Raw genomic sequence first — 20,046 nt, forward strand, 5'->3', positions numbered from 1 at the left:
GGCTGAGTTTGGATCCTACCGGGTGCCGTACATCCGGTCGCCGGCATCGCCGAGGCCGGGGACGATATAGCCATGGTCGTTCAGATGGCTGTCGATCGCCGCGGTCCAGACCGGCACGTCGGGATGGGCGGCCTGGAACTTGGCGAGGCCCTCCGGAGCCGCCAGCAGGCAGACGAAGCGCAGATCGGAGGCACCACGCGCCTTGAGCCGGTCGAGGGCGGCGATGGCCGAATTGGCCGTCGCCAACATCGGATCGAGGACCAGAACGGTCCTGTCGGCGAGATCGGACGGCGCCTTGAAGTAGTATTCGACCGCCTCCAGCGTCTCGGGATCCCGGTACAGCCCGATATGGGCGACGCGGGCCGACGGAACCAGCGACAGCATACCATCGAGGAAGCCGACCCCGGCCCGCAGGATCGGCGCCAGGACCAGCTTCTTGCCCTGGATCTGGCGTCCCTCCATCGGCTGGAGCGGCGTCTCGATCGTCACCGGTTCCAGCGGCAGGTCGCGCGTCACCTCGTAGGCGAGGAGCATGCCGATTTCGTTCAGGATCTGACGGAAGCCCTTGGTCGAGCGGTTCTTGTCACGAAGATGCGTCAGCTTGTGTTGCACAAGCGGGTGATCGACCACGGTGACCCGACCCGTCGGCATTCGCCCCCCCTCCATCAGTAAGGGAGGATCAATGCCGGAGCCCGCGCCGAGGCGCAACTCGACGCTGCGGCCCGGCGACGGCCCATGTGTCGAGGGCGCGCGGAGGCACTGCGGAGCGCGCGGCGCAAAGACAAGTTCGGCGCGGGCGACCGGTCGCCGCGGCGATCGGAACACTCAGGCGAGCCGCGGAATGCCTATCCAACGAGTGCCGGGTTGAAAGCCGCGGATCATGGGGCTTAAAAATCGCGGCCGCCGGCCCCCATAACAGATCTTTTATCATGGTCATTCATTTTTGTATCAATACTCTAGCGGGTTGCAATCCACTATTGAAAATTAAAATCGACAAATTCACAATATATGAGACGAGATTTAAATAAAATCTTGTGTCATATTGCAGAGCTTTGCTTTAGATTGCGCGCCATCCAGGTGACTTGCTCAGATTCATTAAAGCTCTAAATCGGATCACGAGCATCCTTGCTTCCGATGCGACCCTTCGATCCGATCGGCCCCGTTTATGCGTCTGACCACGTCAATCACAGCAATGCTTGGAATCCTCTTTGGAGGGCTCGCACTGATATCGGCGGCTCAGGGTAGCCTGTCCCTGCATCAGCTCAGCGACATCGGTGATGCGGCGACGACCCTTGCTAAAAACTGGATCCCCTCGCTGGAGAAAGTGGGCGCCATCGAGATGGCGGCATCCGAGGTGCGCATCAAGCAATACCGCCTCATCCTGCTGTCGGACACGCCTCAGCATCGGATGAGCAACGCGGCCAACCTCGCGGAGACGCACGCCCAGTTGTTGCGAGCCCGTCGCGCCTACGAGCCCCTGATCAGCACGGCTGAGGAACGGAAGCTCTACGATGCCTTCACGGCCTCATGGAGCCGATTCGAGCAAGCGGATCACGAGGCGCTTCGCCTGCTCGAATCGGGCCAGGAACGGGAGGCCCGCGCCCTCCTGGTGAACCCCGACGTCGTCGGAATGTACGATACCGCCCGTGCGGCCCTCGCGCGTCTGGTGGCTCATGACGAGGAGGCCGCGGCCCGGAACGCCGATACCGCGATAGCCAGGGTCAACACTGCGTCGGTGGCCGCATATGGAGGAATCGCCCTCGCCCTCGTGTCGGCTTTGGGCGCGGCGATCTTCGGCCTGCGTCATGTCTCGCGCCCGATCGCCGCGATGACGGGTGCGATGACCAAATTGGCCGAGGGCGACGCTCGCGCGGACATCCCGTTCAAGCACCGGCGCGACGAGATCGGCGCCATGGCGGCGGCGGTCCAGGTGTTCAAGGACAATCTGCTCCGCACCCATCAGCTCGAGGCCGAAGCGGAGGTGGCGCGACGGCATGCGGAGGCCCAGCGCAGGCTCGGGATGCGCCAGCTTGCCGATCGCTTCGCGGAGACCGTCGGCGGAATCATCGCGGAGGTCTCGGCCTCGGCCATCGGGCTGCAGACCACGGCCCGGTCGATGACGGCCACTGCGGCGGTGACCGCCGAGCAATCCACGACGGTCGCTGCGGCGGCCGAGCAGGCGGCGAGCAACGTCAGCACCGTCGCGGCGGCCGCCGAGGAACTCGGCACCTCCGTGCAGGAGATCGGCCGGCAGGTCGATGGCTCGGCCAACTTGGCGCGGGGTGCCGTGGACGAGGCGGATCAGACCGGTGCGCTTGTCCAGAAGTTGAGCGAGGCCGTGTCGCGGATCGGCGACATCGTCGGTTTGATCTCGACCATCGCCGGCCAAACGAACCTTCTGGCCTTGAACGCCACGATCGAGGCGGCCCGGGCGGGTGTCGCCGGACGCGGCTTTGCTGTCGTCGCCACGGAGGTCAAGGCGCTGGCCGAGCAGACCGCCCGCGCCACGGAGGAGATCTCGAGTCAGATCACGCGGGTGCAGGCTTCGACGGGGGAGGCCGTATCGGCTATCGGCGCCATCACGGCGCGGATCCGCGAGATCAACGGGGTCGCGACCTCGATCGCCGCCGCCGTGGAGCAGCAGGGCGCCGCCACCCACGAGATCGTTCGCAACGTCGGCCAAGCCGCGGCCGGCACGAGCGAGGTGACCAGCAACATCGTCAGCGTCGCCGATGCAGCCGAAAAGACCGGCACGGCGGCCGGTCAGGTTCTGGTCGAAGCGTCGCGGCTCTCGGAGCGATCCGAGCACCTGAACGCCGAAGTGGCACGGTTCCTGGAAACCGTCCGCGCGGCCTGAACCGTCGGATAGGCGTCACGCCGGCGCTTGAACCACCGGGACGGCGCGTCCGGGCCCCTGAGCCCGGACGCCCACAGATGCAGGATCAGACGGAGCGATCCCCGCCCTCGGCCCGGCGCTTGGCCATGAAGGCATCGAACTGCTCACGATCCCGGGCGCGCTTCAGCTCCTCCACGAACTCGGAGAAGGCGCGGCTCTCTTCCTCGAGGGCACGCCGCTGCGCCTCAAGACGGTCGAGCTCGGTGCGACGGTACGCGTCGAAGGCGGCATTGCCGCTGCTGTCGCGTCGGTTGGCGGCCTCGAACGCCCGGGCGAAGCGCGAGGCGGGGCGTCCCCCCTCGAACTCGGAAGCCGCGCGCCGCGCCGCGTCGCGCATTTCCGCGAAGGCCGGATAACCCGCAAGCTTCCAGGCCACCAGCGCGAGGCCGACCGGCCACCAGTAGATGAAACCGACGACGATTGCGCCAATCTCCAGCGACCGGCGCGGGAACGGGCCAGTCCGGCAGAGCTTGCCGGTCGCCCAGGGTGAAGAGGTTTGAGAGGTCACGGCTGTGCTCCGCTGTTCATGTGAACGCGGTTAACATGCGGGTCCCGGAGGTGCCTTTCAAGGTCGTCCGAGACCGCCCTCGCGCTCGGTCTGTCGGGAGGCTCCGTGGACGAGCGCCAGGACCCCGCCCCGCAGCAACTCGTACTTGTCCGGAAATCCCGGTCCGCGCGGCAGATGTCCGGCGGCCGACAGGGTCGCGAGGCCGTGGGCCAAGGCCCACACCTCCAGGGCGATGAAGCGGGGTGCCACGCCCCCGAATCCGTCCGAGAACGTCGCCTGCAGCGCCTCGACCAAGAGATCGAACGGGCTCGGCCGCGACGCCACCGCATCGCTGGCCGCCGTGTCGAGGTCGGCGCCGCCGGTGGGGAAGCCGCGCGTCTCGAAGATCGCCGCATAGTAGGCCGGCTCTTCTTCCGCGAAGGCGAGATAGGTCTCACCCATCCGCGTGAACCGCTCCAACGGCGTCCCGCGCGACGTCAGGGCCCGCGCCAGACGGGCGGCGAGTTCCGCGAAACCGCGCCCGGCCAGCTCCTCCAGAAGCGCCTCCCGGCCCCGGAAATGGCGGTACAGCGCGGCCGGGGTGACGCCGACGAGGCGCGCGGCTTCCACCAGGGTGAAGCCGCCGATTCCGCGCTCGGCGATGAACCGGCGCGCGGCCTCCAGGAGGGCCTCCTTCAGATTTCCGTGATGGTAGCTGCGCCGGTCGTCCGGCCCGTCCCGCCAGGGTCGCAAGATCTCATCATCCTTCGCGCGCCTGTTGCACCTCACAGGACCCCAGCGCCGCTGTCGAGTCCAAGGCCGCCAGAGACTGTGTCTCCAGGACCGCCCTTCGGTATGACGGCCGAACGCGACGGTTGTTTCGGGCCGCCCCGCACCACGCTTGACCACCTCCCGAGCATGCAACACTATTACATCGGAAAATCCAGAGGGATCGACGATCCCCCCGGACGGCGGCGAATGCTGGGGCTTCCAGTGCAGGACGACGAGCATCGCGCATGGCCTTTGTGAGCCTCAAGGCGTGGCGCGCCCGCTCGGCGGAGCGTGCCGAGATCGCGTCGCGCCTGAAGCAGGACCTGCGGTTGGCCCTGCGCCTCGGGGAGGACGATACCCTGGCGGTGAACGAGATCGCCTGCACCGATCCAGGCTGTCCCGACATGGAGACCATCGTGCTGGTGATGCGCGCCGGCGCGCCCACGCGGGCGTTGCGGATCCGGCGCCCCATCGACGCGGTGGATGCCGACGACATCGCGGCGCTGGCCGAGGAAGACCGGTCGTCCGGAGCGCCGTCGACCGGCGTCTCGACAATGTGATCGTGCGCGGGCGCTTTCGATCTTCGGGCCGCCCGGGATCTCGCGACGCGCCCGGGCGCGCGGCGTAGCATTCCTCAAACACCGCAATCCGGTCCATCAGCAGGCCGGGAGGAAAGCACGCCATGAAGAACCGCCGTCACGTCCTCGCGCTGGCCGGCCTCGCCCTCACCTGCCCCATCCTCCTCGGAACGCCGGCCCCGGCCAGGGCGGCCGAGGCGCTCCCGTTCTCGGATGCGGCCTTCGAGGCTGCGCAGAAAGCCGGAAAGCCGGTCCTGGTCGCGGTCAGCGCCCCCTGGTGCCCGATCTGCCGCACGCAGAAGCCGATCCTCGCGAAGCTCGCGGCCGAGCCGCGCTTCAAGGACCTCCAGATCTTCGACATCGACTTCGACAGCCAGAAGGATCTGCTGAGGCGCCTGAACGTCCGGATGCAGAGCACGCTGATCGCCTACAAGGGAGCGACCGAGGTCGGACGCTCGGTCGGCGAGACGCAGCCGGAATGGATCGAGGGCCTCGTGGAGAAGACCCTCTGATCGGCCGCTCCTGCGAGGCCGGCCTGTCCGGTCCCGTTCAGGGAAGCTCCGACATAAGCCCGATGCGGGCCCGCGCGACGGGTCCGGCGGAGAACTTCACCGGTGTCGAGCGCCCTCCTGTCAGACGATCCGTGTCCCGATGCGATCGTGGCCGTACCCGTGCGAAACGAGGAGGAGCGGATCGCCGCCTGCCTGAAGGCGATCGACGCCCAGGAGGGTCTGGAACCCGGCCGCCTCGGGCTGGTGCTGTTCCTGAACAACTGCACGGACGGTACGGAGGCCCTCGTGTCGGCCCTGGTGCCGACGCTGTCGATCCCGGTCCGGGTGCTGAGCGAGAATTTTTCCGGCGCCCATGCCGGCTGGGCCCGGCGCAGGGCCATGGATGCCGCCGCCGCCTGGCTGGGTGATGCGGGGAATGCGGGGATCATCCTGTCCACCGACGCCGACAGCCGGGTCCCGCCCAATTGGGTCGCCCGCAATCGCGCGGCGATCCGGGCGGGGGCCGATGCGGTGGCCGGCCGGGTCGAGCTCGATGCGGCGGAGGCGGCGCTGCTGCCGCCCTCGCTTCCTGCCCGCGGGCGCCTGGAGGATCTCTACGACGCCCTCATCACCGAGGCCGAGGCGCGGATCGACCCCGACCCGCACGATCCCTGGCCGTGTCATCGGACAGCGATCGGGGCGACCCTGGCGGTGACCCGAAGCGCCTACCTTGCGGTCGGCGGCATGCCCGAGATCCCCCTCGGGGAGGACGGTGCCTTCATCGCGCGCCTGCTCGAACACGGCTTGCGGGTCCGTCACGCCACCGATGTGTGCGTGACCATCTCGGCGCGACTCGCCGGGCGGGCTCCGGGCGGTGTCGCCGACACGATCCGCTCCCGTTGCGAGGAGCCCGACGCGCTCTGCGACGCCCGGATGGAGACCTTCCCGCGCGCCGTGCGGCGCTACGCCTGGCGCCGGCGGTTCCGTCGGATGCACGATCGCGGGCTGCTCGCCCGGAACGAGGCCTGGGCGCGGGCCATCGGGATCGCCCCGGTGGAGGCGCGGCGGATCGCTGCCCTCCCCCTTGGCCAGGCCATCGCCGAGGCTGAGCGGCTCAGCCCGGATCTGGCCTATCGTCCCATCGGTCCGCGGCAGCTGCCCGGCCAGATCCGGATCGCGCGGCTCGGCGTCGCCGCACTCCGCCTCGGTTTCGGCCTCCTGGGCTTCGCGCGGCGGATCGCGGGTTCAGCGGCCTCCGGCCGGCCGGTCGCGGATCCGCGGGGCAGCCGGATCTGATATCCTCAGAAACGGCCTTCCAAGACGTCCCGTGGGGCCATGCCGAACCGGCGGCGGAAGGCGCGGCTGAAGGCGGCCGCATCGGTGAAGCCGCAATTGGCCATCACGGATCCGATCCGGGTTCCGCTCGTGCGCGACCGCAGCCGCCGGTAGGCGCGGTCGAGACGCGCGTCGCGGATCTTTGCCGCCACGCCCTCGTCGCCCGTGAAGGCCGCGTAGAGCCGGCTGCGCGAGACCCGCAGGGCGGCCGGAAGCGATTCGGGCCCGAAGGCGGGATCGTGCAGCCGGCGCTCGATATGGGCGAGGGCCAGAGACCGGACGGCTTCGCCGGAGAGATCGTTGTCCCCCTGGTCGCCCTGACCGTCGGCGAGCGCGCGCAGAAGATGCAACACGCCCTCCAGCGCGATGCCGGCCTCCGCCTCCGTCATGCCGCCGACCGTCTCCGAGAACGACCGAAGATAGGTCGCGAACAGGCCGCTGAGCGGCGTGGCCCGGAGCTTGCGCCCGACAAAGGCCGGCACGTTGCCCACTTGCGCCAGGAAGGCGGCACGGGGCACCTGTAGGCGGATCTCCTCGTAGGCGTCGCGGCTGCCGATCGCGAACGGTTGATCCATGGCATGGACCGTGATGTCGCCGGCGCTCAGCAGGGCGCCGCTGTTACCCTGCTCGACGAAGCCGCCCCCCTGAACGAGAAACGCGATCGCGATGTCGTCGCGCCCGTCCTGGCGCACATGGTGCGCCGTGCGCTCGACCCCGATCGGACCGCTGAGGGTGTGCAGGACCACGCCGTGCGTGGAGACCGCGAGCCTGCGGCCCGCCGTGAACGGCACATCGGGCGCGAGCATCGTCGCGTCCACCCGGGCCAAAGCTGTGCTGCGCCAGTAATCGAAGGCGCGCTTCTGCTCGACCGTGTCGGTCGTCTGGATGACGATGGGAACCGTCTCGCGGACACTCAAAGCGGGTCTGCCCCGGGCGCCAACAACAGCCTGCGCGCCTTCGCGCGTTGGAACCTCAACGAAGCAAATTGCAGATCTGAGGTCGCGGCGCAACCTTAAATAGATGACGCCGATAAGCCGAATGGTCTCGCCGCGGAGCGACTCCGGGAGCGATCAACGCTCGGACGCTGCCACCCGCGCGTCCGGCCGGGCGCCCGACGCATCGGCGAAACGCACCAGGATCGCGCGGCCATCGGACGGTGGTGCCGACAGGCTCGCACGGAATCGGGCGGTCTCGGTTGCGGCGAGGACCGCCCGTGGCGGCGCAACCGAGAAGGTGCGGATCGTCCGGCCACCGGCGTCGCGAATTTCAACGCTCAGCGGCGCGACCGCAGCGTCCTTACGGGCAACGCCGACGAGGTCGCCTTCCACCACCAATTCCGCAGGATGGCCGTCCTCGGCAGGGTTGGTGAAGGCCACCACGTCGCGGATCTCGATGCCTCGGATGTTCACGGGCAGGCCGACGCGTGCGAACAAGGAGGCGGTCTGCGGCGCGGCTTTGACCACGCTCGTCCGGGCAAGGCAGGCGAGCGGCAGTGAAGCGAGGAGCACCAGACCGAAGGCCAGGGACGGCGACAGGCCTGGAATCGCGCGACGGCCCTTCCCGGCGGATTTCGAACGCCGGGCCTTTCGCGGGACGGTGGGAGTTGGGACGTCGGCCGCCGTTCGAACCGAGGCCGTCGCCTCCTCCCACGCGGCGTCGGCGAGCGGATCGGCCTCGGCACGCGCGGCGAGTTCCGCCTCATGGCCGGCGAGAACATCGGCCGGCGTGATGAACCACGTCTCGCGACAGGCGGCACAGCGGACCGAACGGCCCTCCATGCCGACCTTGCTGGCATCGATGCGATATTCGCTCGCGCAGCTCGGGCAGGCGATCAGCATACGCCGCATACTCGCATCGATCGGCCGCAGCCGGGGCGGAAATTAAAAGTGCTTGAGGAAGTGTCGCTGAACAGGGTTAAGCGGCGGTGAAACTCAGGAGGCCTTGAAAACGCCCGCCCGTCCGGCGATTCCCGAGGCATGGACAGACGAGACACGGCACGGCCTTGAACCTACAGGCGAGCATGAAAAGCCTGCTGCCCGGCGCTGAGCGGCCGGTGGTGCAGTTCGAGAATGTCGGCATGCGCTACGGGCTCGGGCCGGAAGTGCTGTCCGACGTGAGCTTCCGCATCGCGCCGCGCTCCTTCCAGTTTCTCACCGGTCCCTCCGGAGCCGGGAAGACGACGCTGCTGCGCCTCATCCTGCTTTCGGTGCGGCCGACCCGCGGCCTCGTCTCGATCTTCGGCGAGGAGGTCAGCGGGATCTCAGCCAAGGCGTTGACCGGACTCCGGCGGCGCATGGGCGTGGTGTTCCAGGATTTCCGGCTCCTCGACCACCTCACCACCTACGAGAACGTGGCCCTGCCCCTGCGCGTCCAGGGCCGGGCCGAGGCCAGCTACCGGGCCGAGGTGGTGGAGCTGCTGCGCTGGGTCGGCCTCGGCGAGCGCATGCACGCCCTTCCCCCGCTGCTCTCGGGCGGCGAGAAGCAGCGCGCCGCGATCGCTCGGGCGCTGATCGCGCGGCCCGACCTGCTGCTCGCCGACGAGCCCACCGGCAACGTCGATCCGGGCCTCGGGCGACGGCTGCTTCGACTCTTCCTCGAATTGAACAAGCTCGGGACCTCGGTCATCATCGCCACCCACGATTTCGGCATCATGGACGCCGTCGACGCCCGCCGGATGGTCCTGGGCGAAGGCCGGCTGCGGATCGAGGAATGAGCACGCAGGCGATCCCGCGGACGAAGCCCGGCGGATCGGCCGTGCCGCCCGACCCGTCGATGCCGGCCAACCTGCGTCGCAACGCGCCGCTGGTCCCCACTGACACGGCGGCCGGCCGCTCGTTGGCGGCGGTCATCGCGATCCTGACCTTCCTGGCGGGGCTCTGCGCTGGGGCCGCCGAGATGGTCGCGACGAATGCCGCCCAATGGCAGGGCGATGTGGCCCGGGAGGTCACCATCCAGGTCCGGCCGGGTCCCGGCCGCGACGTCGATGCCGACGTGTCCCGCGCCGACGGCATCGCCAAGGCCGAACCGGGGATCGCGGAGACGCGGGTCTTCAGCAAGGCCGAGGCCGAGCGCCTCCTCGAGCCGTGGCTCGGGACCGGGCTCGACCTCTCGGACCTCCCGGTCCCGCGGCTCATCGCCCTCAAGCTCGCGAGCGGCCAGGTTGCGGATCTGAAGCGCCTGCGAACTCGGCTCGTCGAGGCTCTGCCGGGTGTGGCCAGCCTGGATGACCACGCCCTCTGGCTGCAGCGGCTCTCGACCGCCGCCAACGCCTTCGTGGGGATCGGGATCGGACTCGTGCTGCTCGTTCTGATCGCCACCGGGCTCGCCGTGACCTTCGCGACCCGCGGCGCCATGGCGAGCAACCGCGAGGTCGTGGAGGTTCTCCACTTCGTCGGTGCCGACGACGACTACATCGCCCGGGCATTTCAGCGGCGCTTCTTCGGCCTGGGCCTGCGGGGTGGCGCGATCGGGGCCGGACTGGCTCTCGTCGCCTTCGTCATCGCCGGCCTCCTGGCCAGGGCCGCCCGGTCTGGACCGGCCGGCCAGGAGGTCGAGGCTCTGTTCGGCGCATTCCATATCGGCGTGCGCGGCTATGCCAGCGTGCTCCTGATCGGCGTGATCGCGTCTCTGGTCACCGGCATCGTCTCGCGCGTGACCGTCCGGCGGTTCTTGGCGTGAGGGCGTGCGACGTCGCGTTCAGGTGGAAATAGGGAGTCTCGATAGCACGTTTACCATCTGGAAACTTTATCATCGCGGTGTTGATACGGCTGAGGGCGCCGGCCTCCGGGTTGCCGCAATCGGCTCCGATCTTCCGGAGGATGATCACGCGTATGCTGCGCGCATCGGATCCGCTCATGACCGACCCCGTCGGCTGGGCTTGGCACGTGTGGGATCACCCGCCCCGCGCCGTCGTGCGCCCGCGCCGCCGGCGGCGGATCGCGCTGTGGACCTGCAGCCTCGGCGCGGGTTTGGGCGCGCTGGCATTGTTTGCCGGATTCCTGATCTTCGTCGGCGCGCTGGCGCGACACGAGCGTGCGCCGTCTGATCGGGCCGACGGAATCGTGGCGCTGACCGGCGGTGCGCAGCGGATCGGCGATGCGATCGACCTGCTGGCCGGAGGCTACGGCCGGCGGCTTCTCATCACCGGCGTCAACGAGCGGACCAGCCGCGACGAGATCGCCCGCCTGAACCCGACCCAGCGCGCGCTCATCGCCTGCTGTGTCGATCTCGACTACCGGGCGCGCAACACGATCGGGAACGCGATCGAAACCCGGCGCTGGATGCGGGCGCACCGCTTCAGCACCGTCGCGGTCGTCACCTCGAATTATCACATGCCGCGGACGCTGATCGAACTCGATCATGCTCTGCAGGACAGCGACCGCGTCCTGCCGCATCCCGTCGTGACGGAGGCATTCGACGCCGACCGCTGGTGGCACGACCCGCCTGCCGCGCGCCTTCTGGCCTCCGAATATATGAAATTCCTGGTCAGCTGGGTCCGTACGCGCTTCGAGGCGGACCCCGAGCGCTCGCGCGCCGCGATCCTTATCGGGCGGGGCAAGCCGGTGAAGATGGTGGCCGAGCCGCTGATGATGCGCGGCGTGGACTGACCTCGCCCCCGGGTGCGCCGTCCCGTCGGAGCCGACAGTTCGGCCCCAGGCCATCGTGGATCACCGCGCGTGACCGTCCGAATCAGGGGCGCTCGGCAGCGGTCTACGGACCCTTGCAGCGTGCCTTGATGGCCGCCGAGAATTCCCGGTCCGATCCCTGAACCTGGGCGAGGCGCTCGCTGCGCTCGGTGCCCGACAGGCAGCGCCCGTACACGCTCGCCACGCGGCGCATCGTCTCCACGTGACGGCGCCAGATGCGGCAGTTCTTGGCGTCGTCACCGTCCGCCTGCTCGAGCTGGTCGAGGGCTTGGCGCTGCATCGATTGCGCCACGAGGACATCGCGGGCGCAGGTCGTCTCCCCCTGCGCCGCGGCGGCGGTCGAGGCGATGGCCGCGAAGGCCAGAGCGGCGGTGGTCCGAAAGATCGGCATCATCAGGCCGCCTGCGGTGCCGTCGAGCGCGTCAGAAGGGCGTAGAGGGCACCGGCATCCCGAGCGGCGCGGATATGCGTGAGCATGCCCGGCTCGCGGAGAATGCGGGCAACCTGCGCGAGCGCCTTCAGGTGATCGGCCCCCGCCCCTTCGGGCGCGAGGAGCAGGAAGGCGATATCCACCGGCTGGCCGTCGAGGGCGTCGAAATCCACCGGGCGGTCGAATCGGGCGAACAGCCCGAAGAGCCGATCGAGTCCGGGCAGCTTGCCGTGGGGAATCGCCACCCCATCACCGATGCCGGTCGATCCGAGCCGCTCGCGCTGGAGAAGGGTGTCGAAGACGGGCCGCTCGCCGAGCGCCGGCAGGCGCCGCGCCGCCTGCGCGGCGAGATCCTGCAGCACCTGCTTCTTGGCGCGGGCGCGCAGGGCCGGCACGACCGACTCGGGGTCGAGAAATTCCAGAACTGGCATCGAACGACCGTTGCCCCGTCACCCGTTCGCGAGGAAGCGGGCCTCGTCGCAGGGGCGTCGTCGACCGTTCCGGCCGCGCCCCTGCTGGATCAATAGGTGGGGAAACCAGCCGGTTCCGGCTCCGCTTCTCCCGACCTATCGCGTCACTCGGCGGCGCTCGGTGGGTCCACCCAGCCGATCGCTCCGTCGCTGCGCCGATATACGACGTTGACGCGTCCGGTGCCAGCGTGGACGAACACGACCACCGGGGATCCCGTCATGTCCAGGGCCGTCACGGCCTCGCCGATGGTGCGGCGCTGGAGGGTCTTGGTGCTTTCGGCGACGATCGGCGGATGGGCGTCACCCTCGACGGCGTCCTCGTCGTCCTCCTCCGGCGGGGCAGCGAACACCGCATAGGCGGCCTCGATCGCCGCGTCGTCCCCCGGTCCGGTGGCGTGCTGCTTGAGCTTGTGCTTGTAGCGGCGCAGCCGCGTCTCCAGGCGCTCGGCGGTCTGCTCGAAACTCGCCCGGGCATCGTGGGCGAAGCCGTTGGCCTCGATCGTGAGGCCGGACACGAGGTGCAGCACGCAATCCGTCCGGAAGGCGGTGCCGTCACGCCGGAGCGTGACATGGCCGTTGCAGGAATCGTGCATGTGCGAGTCGAGATATTTGGCCTGGATCGCGGACATCCGCTCCTCGACGCGGCCGCGCAGGCTCTCTCCGAGATCCACGCCGTGGCCAGTGACTCGCAACGATCCCATGCTGCCTCCCCCGTTTCGATGCAGACGGCCGACTTAGAGAGCCGGCTCGGGTTAAGTCAACGGAGCCACTTGCGGTTCAGGCGGTTGCTTAACCCTGGGTTCAGCCGGCCTGTCCGTATACAGGGAGGCTCCCGAGACGTGAGACGACTGCCTGCATGACGATCGACGCCGTGCCTTCCGCCGCACCGACACGCCGCGCCCTGCTGGTCGGCACGCTGGGTGCTGCCGCGGGACTGCTTCCGGCAGTGGCCCGTTCGGCCGAGCCGGACAAAGCGCCCGCGCTGCCTGGCAAGGGCGAGGCCTTCGAGGCGAACACCCTGACCGACTTGGCCCGCGCCCGTGCCGCAGCACCCTATGCGGGGCCGAAGACCGGCGACGTCCCGGCGGTGCTGAAGGCTCTGTCCCGGGAGGCGTACGACGCGATCCACCCGGCGGAGGGCCGCGCGCTCTGGGCCGACCGAAACGTGGGCTACGTTCTGGAGCCGCTCCTGCGCGGATCGATCTTCGAGACGCCGGTGTCGCTGTTCGTCATCGAGAACGGGCTGGTTCAGCCCGTCGCGTACGACAAGACGGCGTTCGTCGCCCCCGGCCTCGATCTGCCGGATCTCGAACCCGACGCCGCCTTCTCGGGCTTCCGCCTCCGGGCCCGGTTCGAGGGTGCGGAGGACGTATCGAGCTTCGCGCTGTTCCAGGGCGCCTCGTTTTTCCGGCTCGTCGCGGAGGGCCAGGATTTCGGCATCAACGCCCGCGCGCTGGCCCTGCGGCCGGCCGATTCCCGCGGGGAGGAGTTCCCGCTCTTTCGGGCCCTGTTCGTGGAGACGCCCGCGCCCGGCCAGCCGGTCGTCGTTCATGCCCTCGCCGATTCCGAGTCGGCGACGGCGGCGTTCAAAATCACGCTCACGCCCGGCCGTGACGTCTCCACGGCGGCGATCGAGGGAACGGTCTTCGCCCGCGCCGACCTCGACCATATCGGGCTCGGCGGCATGCAGGGGAGCTACCTGTTCGGACCCCTCGACCGGAACCGCGTCGACGATCTGCGCGCCGCGGCCTTCTCGGTAGAGGGCTTGGCGATCCACAACGGCTACGGCGAGCCGATCTGGCGGCCCGTTCACAATCCGGAGGCCCTCCAGGTCTCGGCCTTCGTGGATCGCGGTCCGAAAGGGTTCGGCCTCATGCAGCGCGCCCGCGCGTACGATGACTTCGAGGATGACCGGCGTCATTGGGAACAGCGCCCATCCCTGTGGCTGGAGCCGCTGGATGACTGGAACGAGGGTGCCGTCACCCTGCTTGAGATCCCGAGCGATTCCGAGCTGAACGAGAACGTCTTCGCCTATTGGCGACCCAAGGCGAAGCTGGCGAAGGGCGTGGAGATGCGCTTCCAGTGCCGTCAGCATTGGTCCAAGGGCTGGCCGGATCCACTGCCTCCGGAGATCGCACGGGTGCGCGACAGCCGCTGCGGCCATGGCAGCACCGGCAGCCGCCGCCTCTTCGCCGTCGACTTCGAGGGCGACACGCTGTTTCAGCCCGGCGATATCGACGTCGATCTCAGCGCGTCGGCCGGGACGATCACACGCCAGGACCGGTTTCGGTATCCCGAGCGCAAGACGTTGCGGATCCTGTTCGAACTCGATCCCGGCAGCGCCCGCGCGAGCGAGCTGCGCCTCGCCCTCCGGCGCGGCCAAGCCCGGGTCAGCGAGTCGTGGTTGTTCCGCTGGACACCGTGATCCCCGATCCGCCTCAACATCAAGGACCGGCCTGCACCGTGCAATTGGACGAGACGATGACCGTGCCGCCCGCGATCGACGCCGCGCGCGTGGCCGAGGCGAGCCCCGATGACGGAGGCGGCATGCCGCGCGAAGCGCCGCTGGCCATGCCCGTCCAAGATCTGTCGCATTGGGATATGGGCCAGGGCCATCGGCCCGCACGACCCGGCCGTGATCCCTGGCCGGCGCGGATTCTGGTTTTCGGCGGCGCGCTGGCGCTCACCGCCTTCGGCGGCTGGCAGATGGTCGAGACCGTGTCGGTCTCGGGCAATCCGACCGCGCTCCAGCTCGTGCTGGTCGTCCTGTTCTGCCTGACGTTCTCGTGGATCGCGCTCGCCTTCACCAGCGCCGTGCTCGGCTTCGGGATGCTGCTGCGGCGGCCGCGTCCGATGTCGGCTCCGACGGCCCTGACCACGCGGACCGCGGTCCTGATGCCCGTCTACAACGAGGCGACAGCCCGCACCTTCGCGGGTGTCGAGGCCATGCGCGAGGCGGTCGAGGCCACCGGACTGGGAGACCATTTCGACTGGTACGTCCTGTCGGATTCGACCCAGCCCGATGCCTGGATCGCCGAGGAGCGCGCCTTCCTCGAATTGCGCGGCCGCCTGGGTCCCGATGCCCGGCTCTACTACCGCCACCGGGCGAAGAATCACCATCGCAAGGCCGGCAATATCGGCGACTTCGTCACGCGGTGGGGTGGCCACTACGAGCACATGCTCGTGCTGGATGCCGACAGCCTGATGAGCGGATCGGCGATCGTGGCGCTGGCCTACGCCATGGAGGCGGATCCGGATGCCGGTATCATCCAGACCCTGCCGCTGATCATCAACCGCAACACCCTGTTCGCCCGGCTTCAGCAATTCGCGGCCCGGATCTACGGCCCCGTGATCGCGGCCGGGCTTTCCGCGTGGTCGGGGCGGGACGGCAACTACTGGGGGCATAACGCGATCATCCGCACCCGCGCCTTCGCGGAATCCTGTGGCCTGCCGGATCTGCCCGGTAAGCCCCCCTTCGGCGGCCATATCCTGTCGCACGACTTCGTGGAGGCGGCTCTGATCCGCCGATCGGGCTGGGCGGTGTACATGCTCCACCGCCTGCCGGGCTCGTACGAGGAGAGCCCGCCGTCGCTGATCGACGTCGCGGTGCGCGACCGGCGCTGGGCGCAGGGCAACCTCCAGCATGCGCGAGTGATCGGCGCCGCGGGGCTGCATCCCGCGACCCGCCAGCACTTCGCTACCGGCATTGCCGGCTATCTCGCCTCGCCACTCTGGCTGATGCAGCTGGTGGTCGGCATCCTGCTTGTGCTGCAGACCGCCACGGAACGGCCGGACTATTTCGGGGGGGCGGGCTTCTCGCCGGTTTTCCCGCGATTCGATCCGGTCCGCGCGCTCCAGCTGTTCGGCCTGACCATGGCGGTTCTGCTTGCGCCCAAGGTTCTGGGCCTGATCCTGGCCCTCTTGGATGCTCCGGTGCGGCGCGCCTGCGGGGGCGCCGGGCGGCTCATCCTGTCGAGCCTGGTCGAGATCCTGCTCTCCGCGCTGGTGGCGCCGGTGGCGATGGTCATCCAGTCCGGCTCGGTGATCGGTATTCTGCTGGGACGGGACACGGGCTGGAATCCGCAGCGCCGCGACGACGGCTCGATCCCGCTGCGGGACATCGTCCGCCGTCACCGCTGGCACACGGTTCTGGGGCTCGTGGCGGGAATCGCGGCCTTCGCGATCGCGACGTCGCTGTTCCTCTGGATGAGCCCGACGATCCTGGGTCTGGTGCTCGCGATCCCGATTTCCTGGGCGAGCGGACAATTGACCCTGGGCCTGGCGCTCAAGCGCCGGATGCTACTCGCCACGCCCGAAGAGGCATCGCCGCCGGAGATCGCGCTGCGGGCAGCGGCGCTTGCGACCCGCAATGCCGCTCGCGGCTACGACGACACCGATTCCCTCGTGGCGATCCACGCCGATCCCGCCCTTGCGCACGCCCACAGCCGGATGCTTCCGAAGGGACAGCGGCGGCCCCGGGGCGCGATCGACGCCGACCAGACCCTGGCGGCCGCCAAGATCTGCGAGGCCGAGACGGTGGCGGAGGCGCAGCTGTGGCTCTCCCAGAAGGAGCGGATGGCCCTGCTTCACGACCGGGCCCTCGTGGACCGCCTCGTGCGTCTCGAGACCAGCCACGCCTGATCGCGGTTCGCGCCGGGATCTCGGGCGGGGCGTTCGGCGATCACGTCCTCGCGCTGTGCGCAGCCGTCGCGGCACCGGCTCAAGGGCGCGGCCGGGTGTCGAGAGAAGGGGTTAACCATTCGGATCCTAGACTCGGCCATCGTCACTCGGATCCGGTCATGACCCTGCTGTTCGTGTTCCTGCTCCTGCCGCTCGCGCTTGCCATCGTTCTGGCCCGCGGCGAGCCGGTCCGCACCATCAGCTGCCTCGGCGCGATGGGGGTGGGCTGCGTGATCGCCTGCTTGAGCGTGGCCAGCCTCCTCCGCCACCGGGCGCGGCCGACCTGAGAGGAATCGCCGTCCGGCCCGAAGCCGGGAATCGCTTCCCTAGAGGAAGCCCACCGGTCGCGGACCGCCGGTCAAACTCCGCCCGGCCCGCGCAACCAGCTGGGAAAAGGCGAGCGCCGCCGCCGTCGCCTGCGCGCGGGACGGGAAGCTACGCCGCGATTCGAGCACCGGCTCGTCGGTCTCGTTGACGAGAACCCACGACCAAAGCGACCGGCTGTGCTCACGGATCTCGAATTGCACGGGCGCCTGCCTTTCCGGGACATGCGAAGGGAAAGGCTCGCATCAGCCGGTGACATCCCGATGACGACACGGGATGATCGTCACGGCTTTCGAGCCGCCCGTCCGGTTCAGCGAAGTCTTCCACCGGGTTCGGTGCGTCGCCGGCTGGAAACCATGCCGAAGCGCGTGCGGGATCCGGCTGCAGAAGCGGCGGCATGCGAACGGGCCTGACGGACGCCTTGTTTCCGACGGCTTGGGGTTTCAGGCAGACGGCGCATCCCTGCTGCGCTTCCCGCCGGAGTTTCCATGAAAGCCGTCAACGCGCTGATCGCCGATGAGCTCGGTGTCGGAGAGGCGCAGGTTGCCGCCGCCGTCGCGCTCCTCGATGGCGGTGCGACCGTGCCGTTTATCGCGCGCTATCGGAAAGAGAATACGGGCGGCCTCGACGACACGCAGTTGCGCCGGCTCGAAGAACGGCTCTCATATCTGCGCGATCTCAACGACCGGCGCGCCACGATCGTCGCGAGCATCACCGCGCAGGGCAAGATGTCTCCGCCTCTCGCCGCAGCCCTCGAGGCCGCCGATACGAAGGCGCGCCTGGAAGACCTGTATCTGCCGTTCCGACCCAAGCGACGCTCGAAGGCCCACGCCGCCCGGGAGGCCGGCCTCGAACCGTTGGCCGAGCTTCTCCTGCGCCGGCCCGATAACGCGCCCGAGACGGTGGCGGCGCGCTACCTGTCGGACGCCCATGGCATCACCGATGTCGACGCCGCACTGGACGGTGCCCGTGCGATCCTGATCGAGCGCTTCGCCGAGGACGCCGACCTCGTCGGGCGCCTGCGCACGGATTACTGGCGGGGCGGCCAGCTCGTCTCCCAGGTCCGGAAGGGCAAGGCGAACGAGGGCGCGAAATTTTCGGATTACTTCGCCTGGAGCGAGCGGCTGGAGCGGATGCCCTCTCACCGCATCCTGGCGATCTTCCGCGGCGAACGGGAGGAGATTCTCGAGGTCGGCTTCACCGCGGAGGGTGAGGATTCCGCGCCCGGGATTCCCGGACCGTTCGAAACCGCGATCTGCCGCCGCTTCGACATCGCCCTGCGGGGCCGCCCCGGCGATTCCTGGCTCGTCGAAACCGTCCGCGCGGCTTGGCGGACGAAGATCCGGGTGGGCATCAAGCAGGATCTGCGCAACCACCTGTTCGAGCGGGCCGAGGATGAGGCCGTGACGGTCTTCGCGGGAAACCTGAAGGACCTGCTCCTGGCCGCTCCGGCGGGCGGCCGCACCACGATGGGGCTCGATCCCGGCTATCGGAACGGCGTGAAGGTGGCGGTGGCGGATCGCACCGGCCGCGTCGTCGCGGTGGAGACCACCTATCCGCACGAGCCCCAGCGCCGCTGGCGCGAAGCGGTGGCGGCGTTGGGGCGCCTGTGCCGCCTTCACAACGTAGAGCTTCTGGCCATCGGCAACGGCACGGCCTCCCGCGAAACCGAACGCCTCGCCGCGGAGATCATCGCGTCGAACCCGGATCTTCCGCTCGCGAAAGTCATGGTCTCCGAGGCCGGCGCCTCGGTCTATTCGGCCTCGGAGATCGCCGCGCGGGAATTGCCCGATCTCGACGTGTCCCATCGCGGCGCCGCGTCGATCGCCCGGCGCCTTCAGGATCCCCTGGCCGAACTGGTCAAGATCGATCCGAAGTCCATCGGCGTCGGGCAGTACCAGCACGACGTGAGCGAGGCGAAGCTGTCGCGCTCGCTCTCCGCGGTGGTGGAGGATGCGGTCAACGCCGTCGGGGTGGACGTCAACACGGCCTCCCCGGCCCTGCTGGCGCAGGTTTCCGGCCTCGGCGGCGCGATGGCGGCGCGGATCGTCGCCCATCGCGACGCCCAGGGCCCGTTCCGGACGCGCACGGCGCTGAAGAAGGTCCCGGGGCTCGGCCCGAAGACCTTCGAGCTCGCCGCCGGCTTCCTCCGCATCCAGGGCGGCGACGACCCGCTCGACGGGTCGGGCGTCCACCCGGAAGCCTATCCGGTGGTCCGCCGCATCCTCCAGGCGACGAAGAGCGACATCCACGTCCTGCTCGGCAATGCCGCCCTCCTTGGCCGCTTGGCGCCGGAGCCGTTCGTCGACGCGCGTTTCGGCCTGCCGACGGTCCGCGACATCATCGCCGAGCTCGAGAAGCCGGGGCGCGATCCGCGGCCGGCCTTTAAGACGGCGCGCTTCCAGGAGGGTGTCGAGACGATCGGGGATCTCAAGCCCGGCATGCAGCTGGAGGGCGTCGTGACCAACGTGGCCGCGTTCGGTGCCTTCGTCGATATCGGCGTTCATCAGGACGGGCTCGTCCACATCTCGGCGATGGCGCGGCGCCGGATCGCGTCGCCGACGGAGATCGTCCGGATCGGCGAGGTCGTTCGGGTGCTGGTCCTCGGGGTCGATGTGCCGCGCAAGCGCATCGCATTGTCGATGCGGCTCGACGATCCGATCGACCCGGCTCAGCCCGCCCGACGCGGGGGCGAATCGAAGATCGACGCGCCGCGAACCCGGCCGAACGCCACCGCGGAATCCGCGCCGACCGGACCGCTCGCGGAAGCGCTCCGTCGCGCCGCCGCATCGGCGCGGCGCAGCTGACCATCGCGAGACACGCGGCAGCCGCCGGCGCGGAACGGGAAGCGCCTCGGCTGACGTCCTGCATGCGCCCCGTTATGGTTAGCGCTTCGTAAACCTCCCTCCGGCCACAGATCGGGGATCGTGCCGCCCTG

The 20,046-nt window shown here is 69.2% G+C and carries 20 protein-coding genes; 11 read left to right on the forward strand and 9 right to left on the reverse strand.

Annotated elements, in window-relative coordinates; translation table 11 throughout:
* Nucleotides 1–15 precede the first annotated feature (15 nt).
* Complete coding sequence (gene upp / locus GGQ91_RS06985; protein ID WP_043351319.1) at nt 16–651, reverse strand: uracil phosphoribosyltransferase; 636 nt, start codon at nt 649–651, stop codon at nt 16–18.
* 514 nt (nt 652–1,165) lie between these two features.
* Here upp and GGQ91_RS06990 point away from each other — a divergent pair.
* Nucleotides 1,166–2,857: a methyl-accepting chemotaxis protein gene (locus GGQ91_RS06990; RefSeq protein WP_182591655.1), complete on the forward strand. Its 1,692-nt coding sequence runs from the start codon at nt 1,166–1,168 to the stop codon at nt 2,855–2,857.
* Between the two features lie 85 nt (nt 2,858–2,942).
* Here the strand turns inward: GGQ91_RS06990 and GGQ91_RS06995 are convergent, their stop codons facing one another.
* A complete protein-coding gene (locus GGQ91_RS06995; RefSeq protein ID WP_043351315.1) occupies nt 2,943–3,404 on the reverse strand; it encodes a DUF2852 domain-containing protein in 462 nt (153 codons plus the stop codon).
* A 57-nt stretch (nt 3,405–3,461) separates the two neighbouring features.
* Nucleotides 3,462–4,136, reverse strand: coding sequence for a TetR/AcrR family transcriptional regulator (locus tag GGQ91_RS07000; RefSeq protein WP_043351313.1), 675 nt, complete (start codon nt 4,134–4,136; stop codon nt 3,462–3,464).
* A 263-nt stretch (nt 4,137–4,399) separates the two neighbouring features.
* Here GGQ91_RS07000 and GGQ91_RS07005 point away from each other — a divergent pair, with 263 nt between their 5' ends.
* The 3 genes from GGQ91_RS07005 to GGQ91_RS07015 all read left to right on the forward strand — a co-directional run bounded on the left by GGQ91_RS07005 (nt 4,400) and on the right by GGQ91_RS07015 (nt 6,519).
* Nucleotides 4,400–4,714 carry a hypothetical protein gene (locus GGQ91_RS07005; RefSeq protein ID WP_043351311.1) on the forward strand — a complete coding sequence of 105 codons (315 nt, stop codon included), beginning with the start codon at nt 4,400–4,402 and terminating at the stop codon, nt 4,712–4,714.
* A 122-nt stretch (nt 4,715–4,836) separates the two neighbouring features.
* Entirely contained in the window at nt 4,837–5,244 is a 408-nt protein-coding gene (locus GGQ91_RS07010) for a thioredoxin family protein (RefSeq protein WP_179696835.1), read from the forward strand.
* Nucleotides 5,245–5,346: 102 nt separating this feature from the next.
* On the forward strand, nt 5,347–6,519 hold the full coding sequence (locus GGQ91_RS07015; RefSeq protein WP_182591656.1) for a glycosyltransferase: 1,173 nt from the start codon (nt 5,347–5,349) through the stop codon (nt 6,517–6,519).
* A gap of 5 nt (nt 6,520–6,524) precedes the next feature.
* Here GGQ91_RS07015 and GGQ91_RS07020 read toward each other — a convergent pair whose 3' ends face one another.
* Nucleotides 6,525–7,475, reverse strand: coding sequence for a helix-turn-helix domain-containing protein (locus tag GGQ91_RS07020; protein ID WP_043380137.1), 951 nt, complete (start codon nt 7,473–7,475; stop codon nt 6,525–6,527).
* A gap of 153 nt (nt 7,476–7,628) precedes the next feature.
* Complete coding sequence (locus GGQ91_RS07025) at nt 7,629–8,396, reverse strand: zinc-ribbon domain-containing protein (RefSeq protein ID WP_182591657.1); 768 nt, start codon at nt 8,394–8,396, stop codon at nt 7,629–7,631.
* A 182-nt stretch (nt 8,397–8,578) separates the two neighbouring features.
* Between GGQ91_RS07025 and ftsE the strand changes: the two genes are divergently transcribed.
* From ftsE to GGQ91_RS07040, 3 genes are all read left to right on the forward strand, one after another.
* Nucleotides 8,579–9,271, forward strand: a complete 693-nt coding sequence (gene ftsE / locus GGQ91_RS07030; RefSeq protein ID WP_043380143.1) for a cell division ATP-binding protein FtsE — start codon at nt 8,579–8,581, stop codon at nt 9,269–9,271.
* Complete coding sequence (locus GGQ91_RS07035) at nt 9,268–10,236, forward strand: cell division protein FtsX (RefSeq protein ID WP_043351301.1); 969 nt, start codon at nt 9,268–9,270, stop codon at nt 10,234–10,236. The genes ftsE and GGQ91_RS07035 overlap by 4 nt, the downstream gene beginning before the upstream one ends.
* A 152-nt stretch (nt 10,237–10,388) precedes the next feature.
* The gene (locus GGQ91_RS07040; protein WP_043758193.1) at nt 10,389–11,165 is read left to right on the forward strand and encodes a YdcF family protein; all 777 of its coding nucleotides are present in this window, start codon (nt 10,389–10,391) and stop codon (nt 11,163–11,165) included.
* A 103-nt stretch (nt 11,166–11,268) separates the two neighbouring features.
* On the opposite strand, the gene GGQ91_RS07045 is transcribed toward GGQ91_RS07040, so the two are convergent.
* From GGQ91_RS07045 to GGQ91_RS07055, 3 genes are all read right to left on the reverse strand, one after another.
* Nucleotides 11,269–11,595: a hypothetical protein gene (locus tag GGQ91_RS07045; RefSeq protein ID WP_043351297.1), complete on the reverse strand. Its 327-nt coding sequence runs from the start codon at nt 11,593–11,595 to the stop codon at nt 11,269–11,271.
* A gap of 2 nt (nt 11,596–11,597) precedes the next feature.
* Complete coding sequence (ptsN, locus tag GGQ91_RS07050) at nt 11,598–12,065, reverse strand: PTS IIA-like nitrogen regulatory protein PtsN (RefSeq protein ID WP_043351295.1); 468 nt, start codon at nt 12,063–12,065, stop codon at nt 11,598–11,600.
* Nucleotides 12,066–12,208: 143 nt separating this feature from the next.
* Nucleotides 12,209–12,805 carry a ribosome hibernation promotion factor gene (locus GGQ91_RS07055; RefSeq protein WP_043380150.1) on the reverse strand — a complete coding sequence of 199 codons (597 nt, stop codon included), beginning with the start codon at nt 12,803–12,805 and terminating at the stop codon, nt 12,209–12,211.
* 155 nt (nt 12,806–12,960) lie between these two features.
* Here GGQ91_RS07055 and GGQ91_RS07060 point away from each other — a divergent pair, with 155 nt between their 5' ends.
* From GGQ91_RS07060 to GGQ91_RS07070, 3 genes are all read left to right on the forward strand, one after another.
* A complete protein-coding gene (locus tag GGQ91_RS07060) occupies nt 12,961–14,529 on the forward strand; it encodes a glucan biosynthesis protein D (RefSeq protein WP_182591658.1) in 1,569 nt (522 codons plus the stop codon).
* A 56-nt stretch (nt 14,530–14,585) separates the two neighbouring features.
* A complete protein-coding gene (gene mdoH / locus GGQ91_RS07065; RefSeq protein ID WP_182591659.1) occupies nt 14,586–16,745 on the forward strand; it encodes a glucans biosynthesis glucosyltransferase MdoH in 2,160 nt (719 codons plus the stop codon).
* A gap of 158 nt (nt 16,746–16,903) precedes the next feature.
* Nucleotides 16,904–17,071, forward strand: coding sequence for a hypothetical protein (locus GGQ91_RS07070; protein WP_164706379.1), 168 nt, complete (start codon nt 16,904–16,906; stop codon nt 17,069–17,071).
* A gap of 39 nt (nt 17,072–17,110) precedes the next feature.
* Here GGQ91_RS07070 and GGQ91_RS07075 read toward each other — a convergent pair whose 3' ends face one another.
* Complete coding sequence (locus GGQ91_RS07075; RefSeq protein ID WP_043352604.1) at nt 17,111–17,311, reverse strand: hypothetical protein; 201 nt, start codon at nt 17,309–17,311, stop codon at nt 17,111–17,113.
* 285 nt (nt 17,312–17,596) lie between these two features.
* On the opposite strand from GGQ91_RS07075, the gene GGQ91_RS07080 reads away from it, so the two are divergent.
* A complete protein-coding gene (locus GGQ91_RS07080; protein ID WP_182591660.1) occupies nt 17,597–19,915 on the forward strand; it encodes a Tex family protein in 2,319 nt (772 codons plus the stop codon).
* Nucleotides 19,916–20,046: the final 131 nt, after the last annotated feature.

Origin of the sequence: Methylobacterium fujisawaense, from assembly GCF_014138435.1 — a bacterium.
GTDB lineage: Bacteria > Pseudomonadota > Alphaproteobacteria > Rhizobiales > Beijerinckiaceae > Methylobacterium > Methylobacterium fujisawaense.

Bases quoted from the DNA above. Each gene is read 5' to 3' on its own strand.
- upp (WP_043351319.1), bottom strand. From the start codon at position 651: ATGCCGACGGGTCGGGTCACCGTGGTCGATCACCCGCTTGTGCAACAC.
- GGQ91_RS06990 (WP_182591655.1), top strand. From the start codon at position 1,166: ATGCGTCTGACCACGTCAATCACAGCAATGCTTGGAATCCTCTTTGGA.
- GGQ91_RS07005 (WP_043351311.1), top strand. From the start codon at position 4,400: ATGGCCTTTGTGAGCCTCAAGGCGTGGCGCGCCCGCTCGGCGGAGCGT.
- GGQ91_RS07010 (WP_179696835.1), top strand. From the start codon at position 4,837: ATGAAGAACCGCCGTCACGTCCTCGCGCTGGCCGGCCTCGCCCTCACC.
- GGQ91_RS07025 (WP_182591657.1), bottom strand. From the start codon at position 8,396: ATGCTGATCGCCTGCCCGAGCTGCGCGAGCGAATATCGCATCGATGCC.
- ftsE (WP_043380143.1), top strand. From the start codon at position 8,579: ATGAAAAGCCTGCTGCCCGGCGCTGAGCGGCCGGTGGTGCAGTTCGAG.
- GGQ91_RS07035 (WP_043351301.1), top strand. From the start codon at position 9,268: ATGAGCACGCAGGCGATCCCGCGGACGAAGCCCGGCGGATCGGCCGTG.
- GGQ91_RS07040 (WP_043758193.1), top strand. From the start codon at position 10,389: ATGCTGCGCGCATCGGATCCGCTCATGACCGACCCCGTCGGCTGGGCT.
- GGQ91_RS07045 (WP_043351297.1), bottom strand. From the start codon at position 11,595: ATGCCGATCTTTCGGACCACCGCCGCTCTGGCCTTCGCGGCCATCGCC.
- ptsN (WP_043351295.1), bottom strand. From the start codon at position 12,065: ATGCCAGTTCTGGAATTTCTCGACCCCGAGTCGGTCGTGCCGGCCCTG.
- GGQ91_RS07055 (WP_043380150.1), bottom strand. From the start codon at position 12,805: ATGGGATCGTTGCGAGTCACTGGCCACGGCGTGGATCTCGGAGAGAGC.
- GGQ91_RS07060 (WP_182591658.1), top strand. From the start codon at position 12,961: ATGACGATCGACGCCGTGCCTTCCGCCGCACCGACACGCCGCGCCCTG.
- mdoH (WP_182591659.1), top strand. From the start codon at position 14,586: ATGACCGTGCCGCCCGCGATCGACGCCGCGCGCGTGGCCGAGGCGAGC.
- GGQ91_RS07070 (WP_164706379.1), top strand. From the start codon at position 16,904: ATGACCCTGCTGTTCGTGTTCCTGCTCCTGCCGCTCGCGCTTGCCATC.
- GGQ91_RS07080 (WP_182591660.1), top strand. From the start codon at position 17,597: ATGAAAGCCGTCAACGCGCTGATCGCCGATGAGCTCGGTGTCGGAGAG.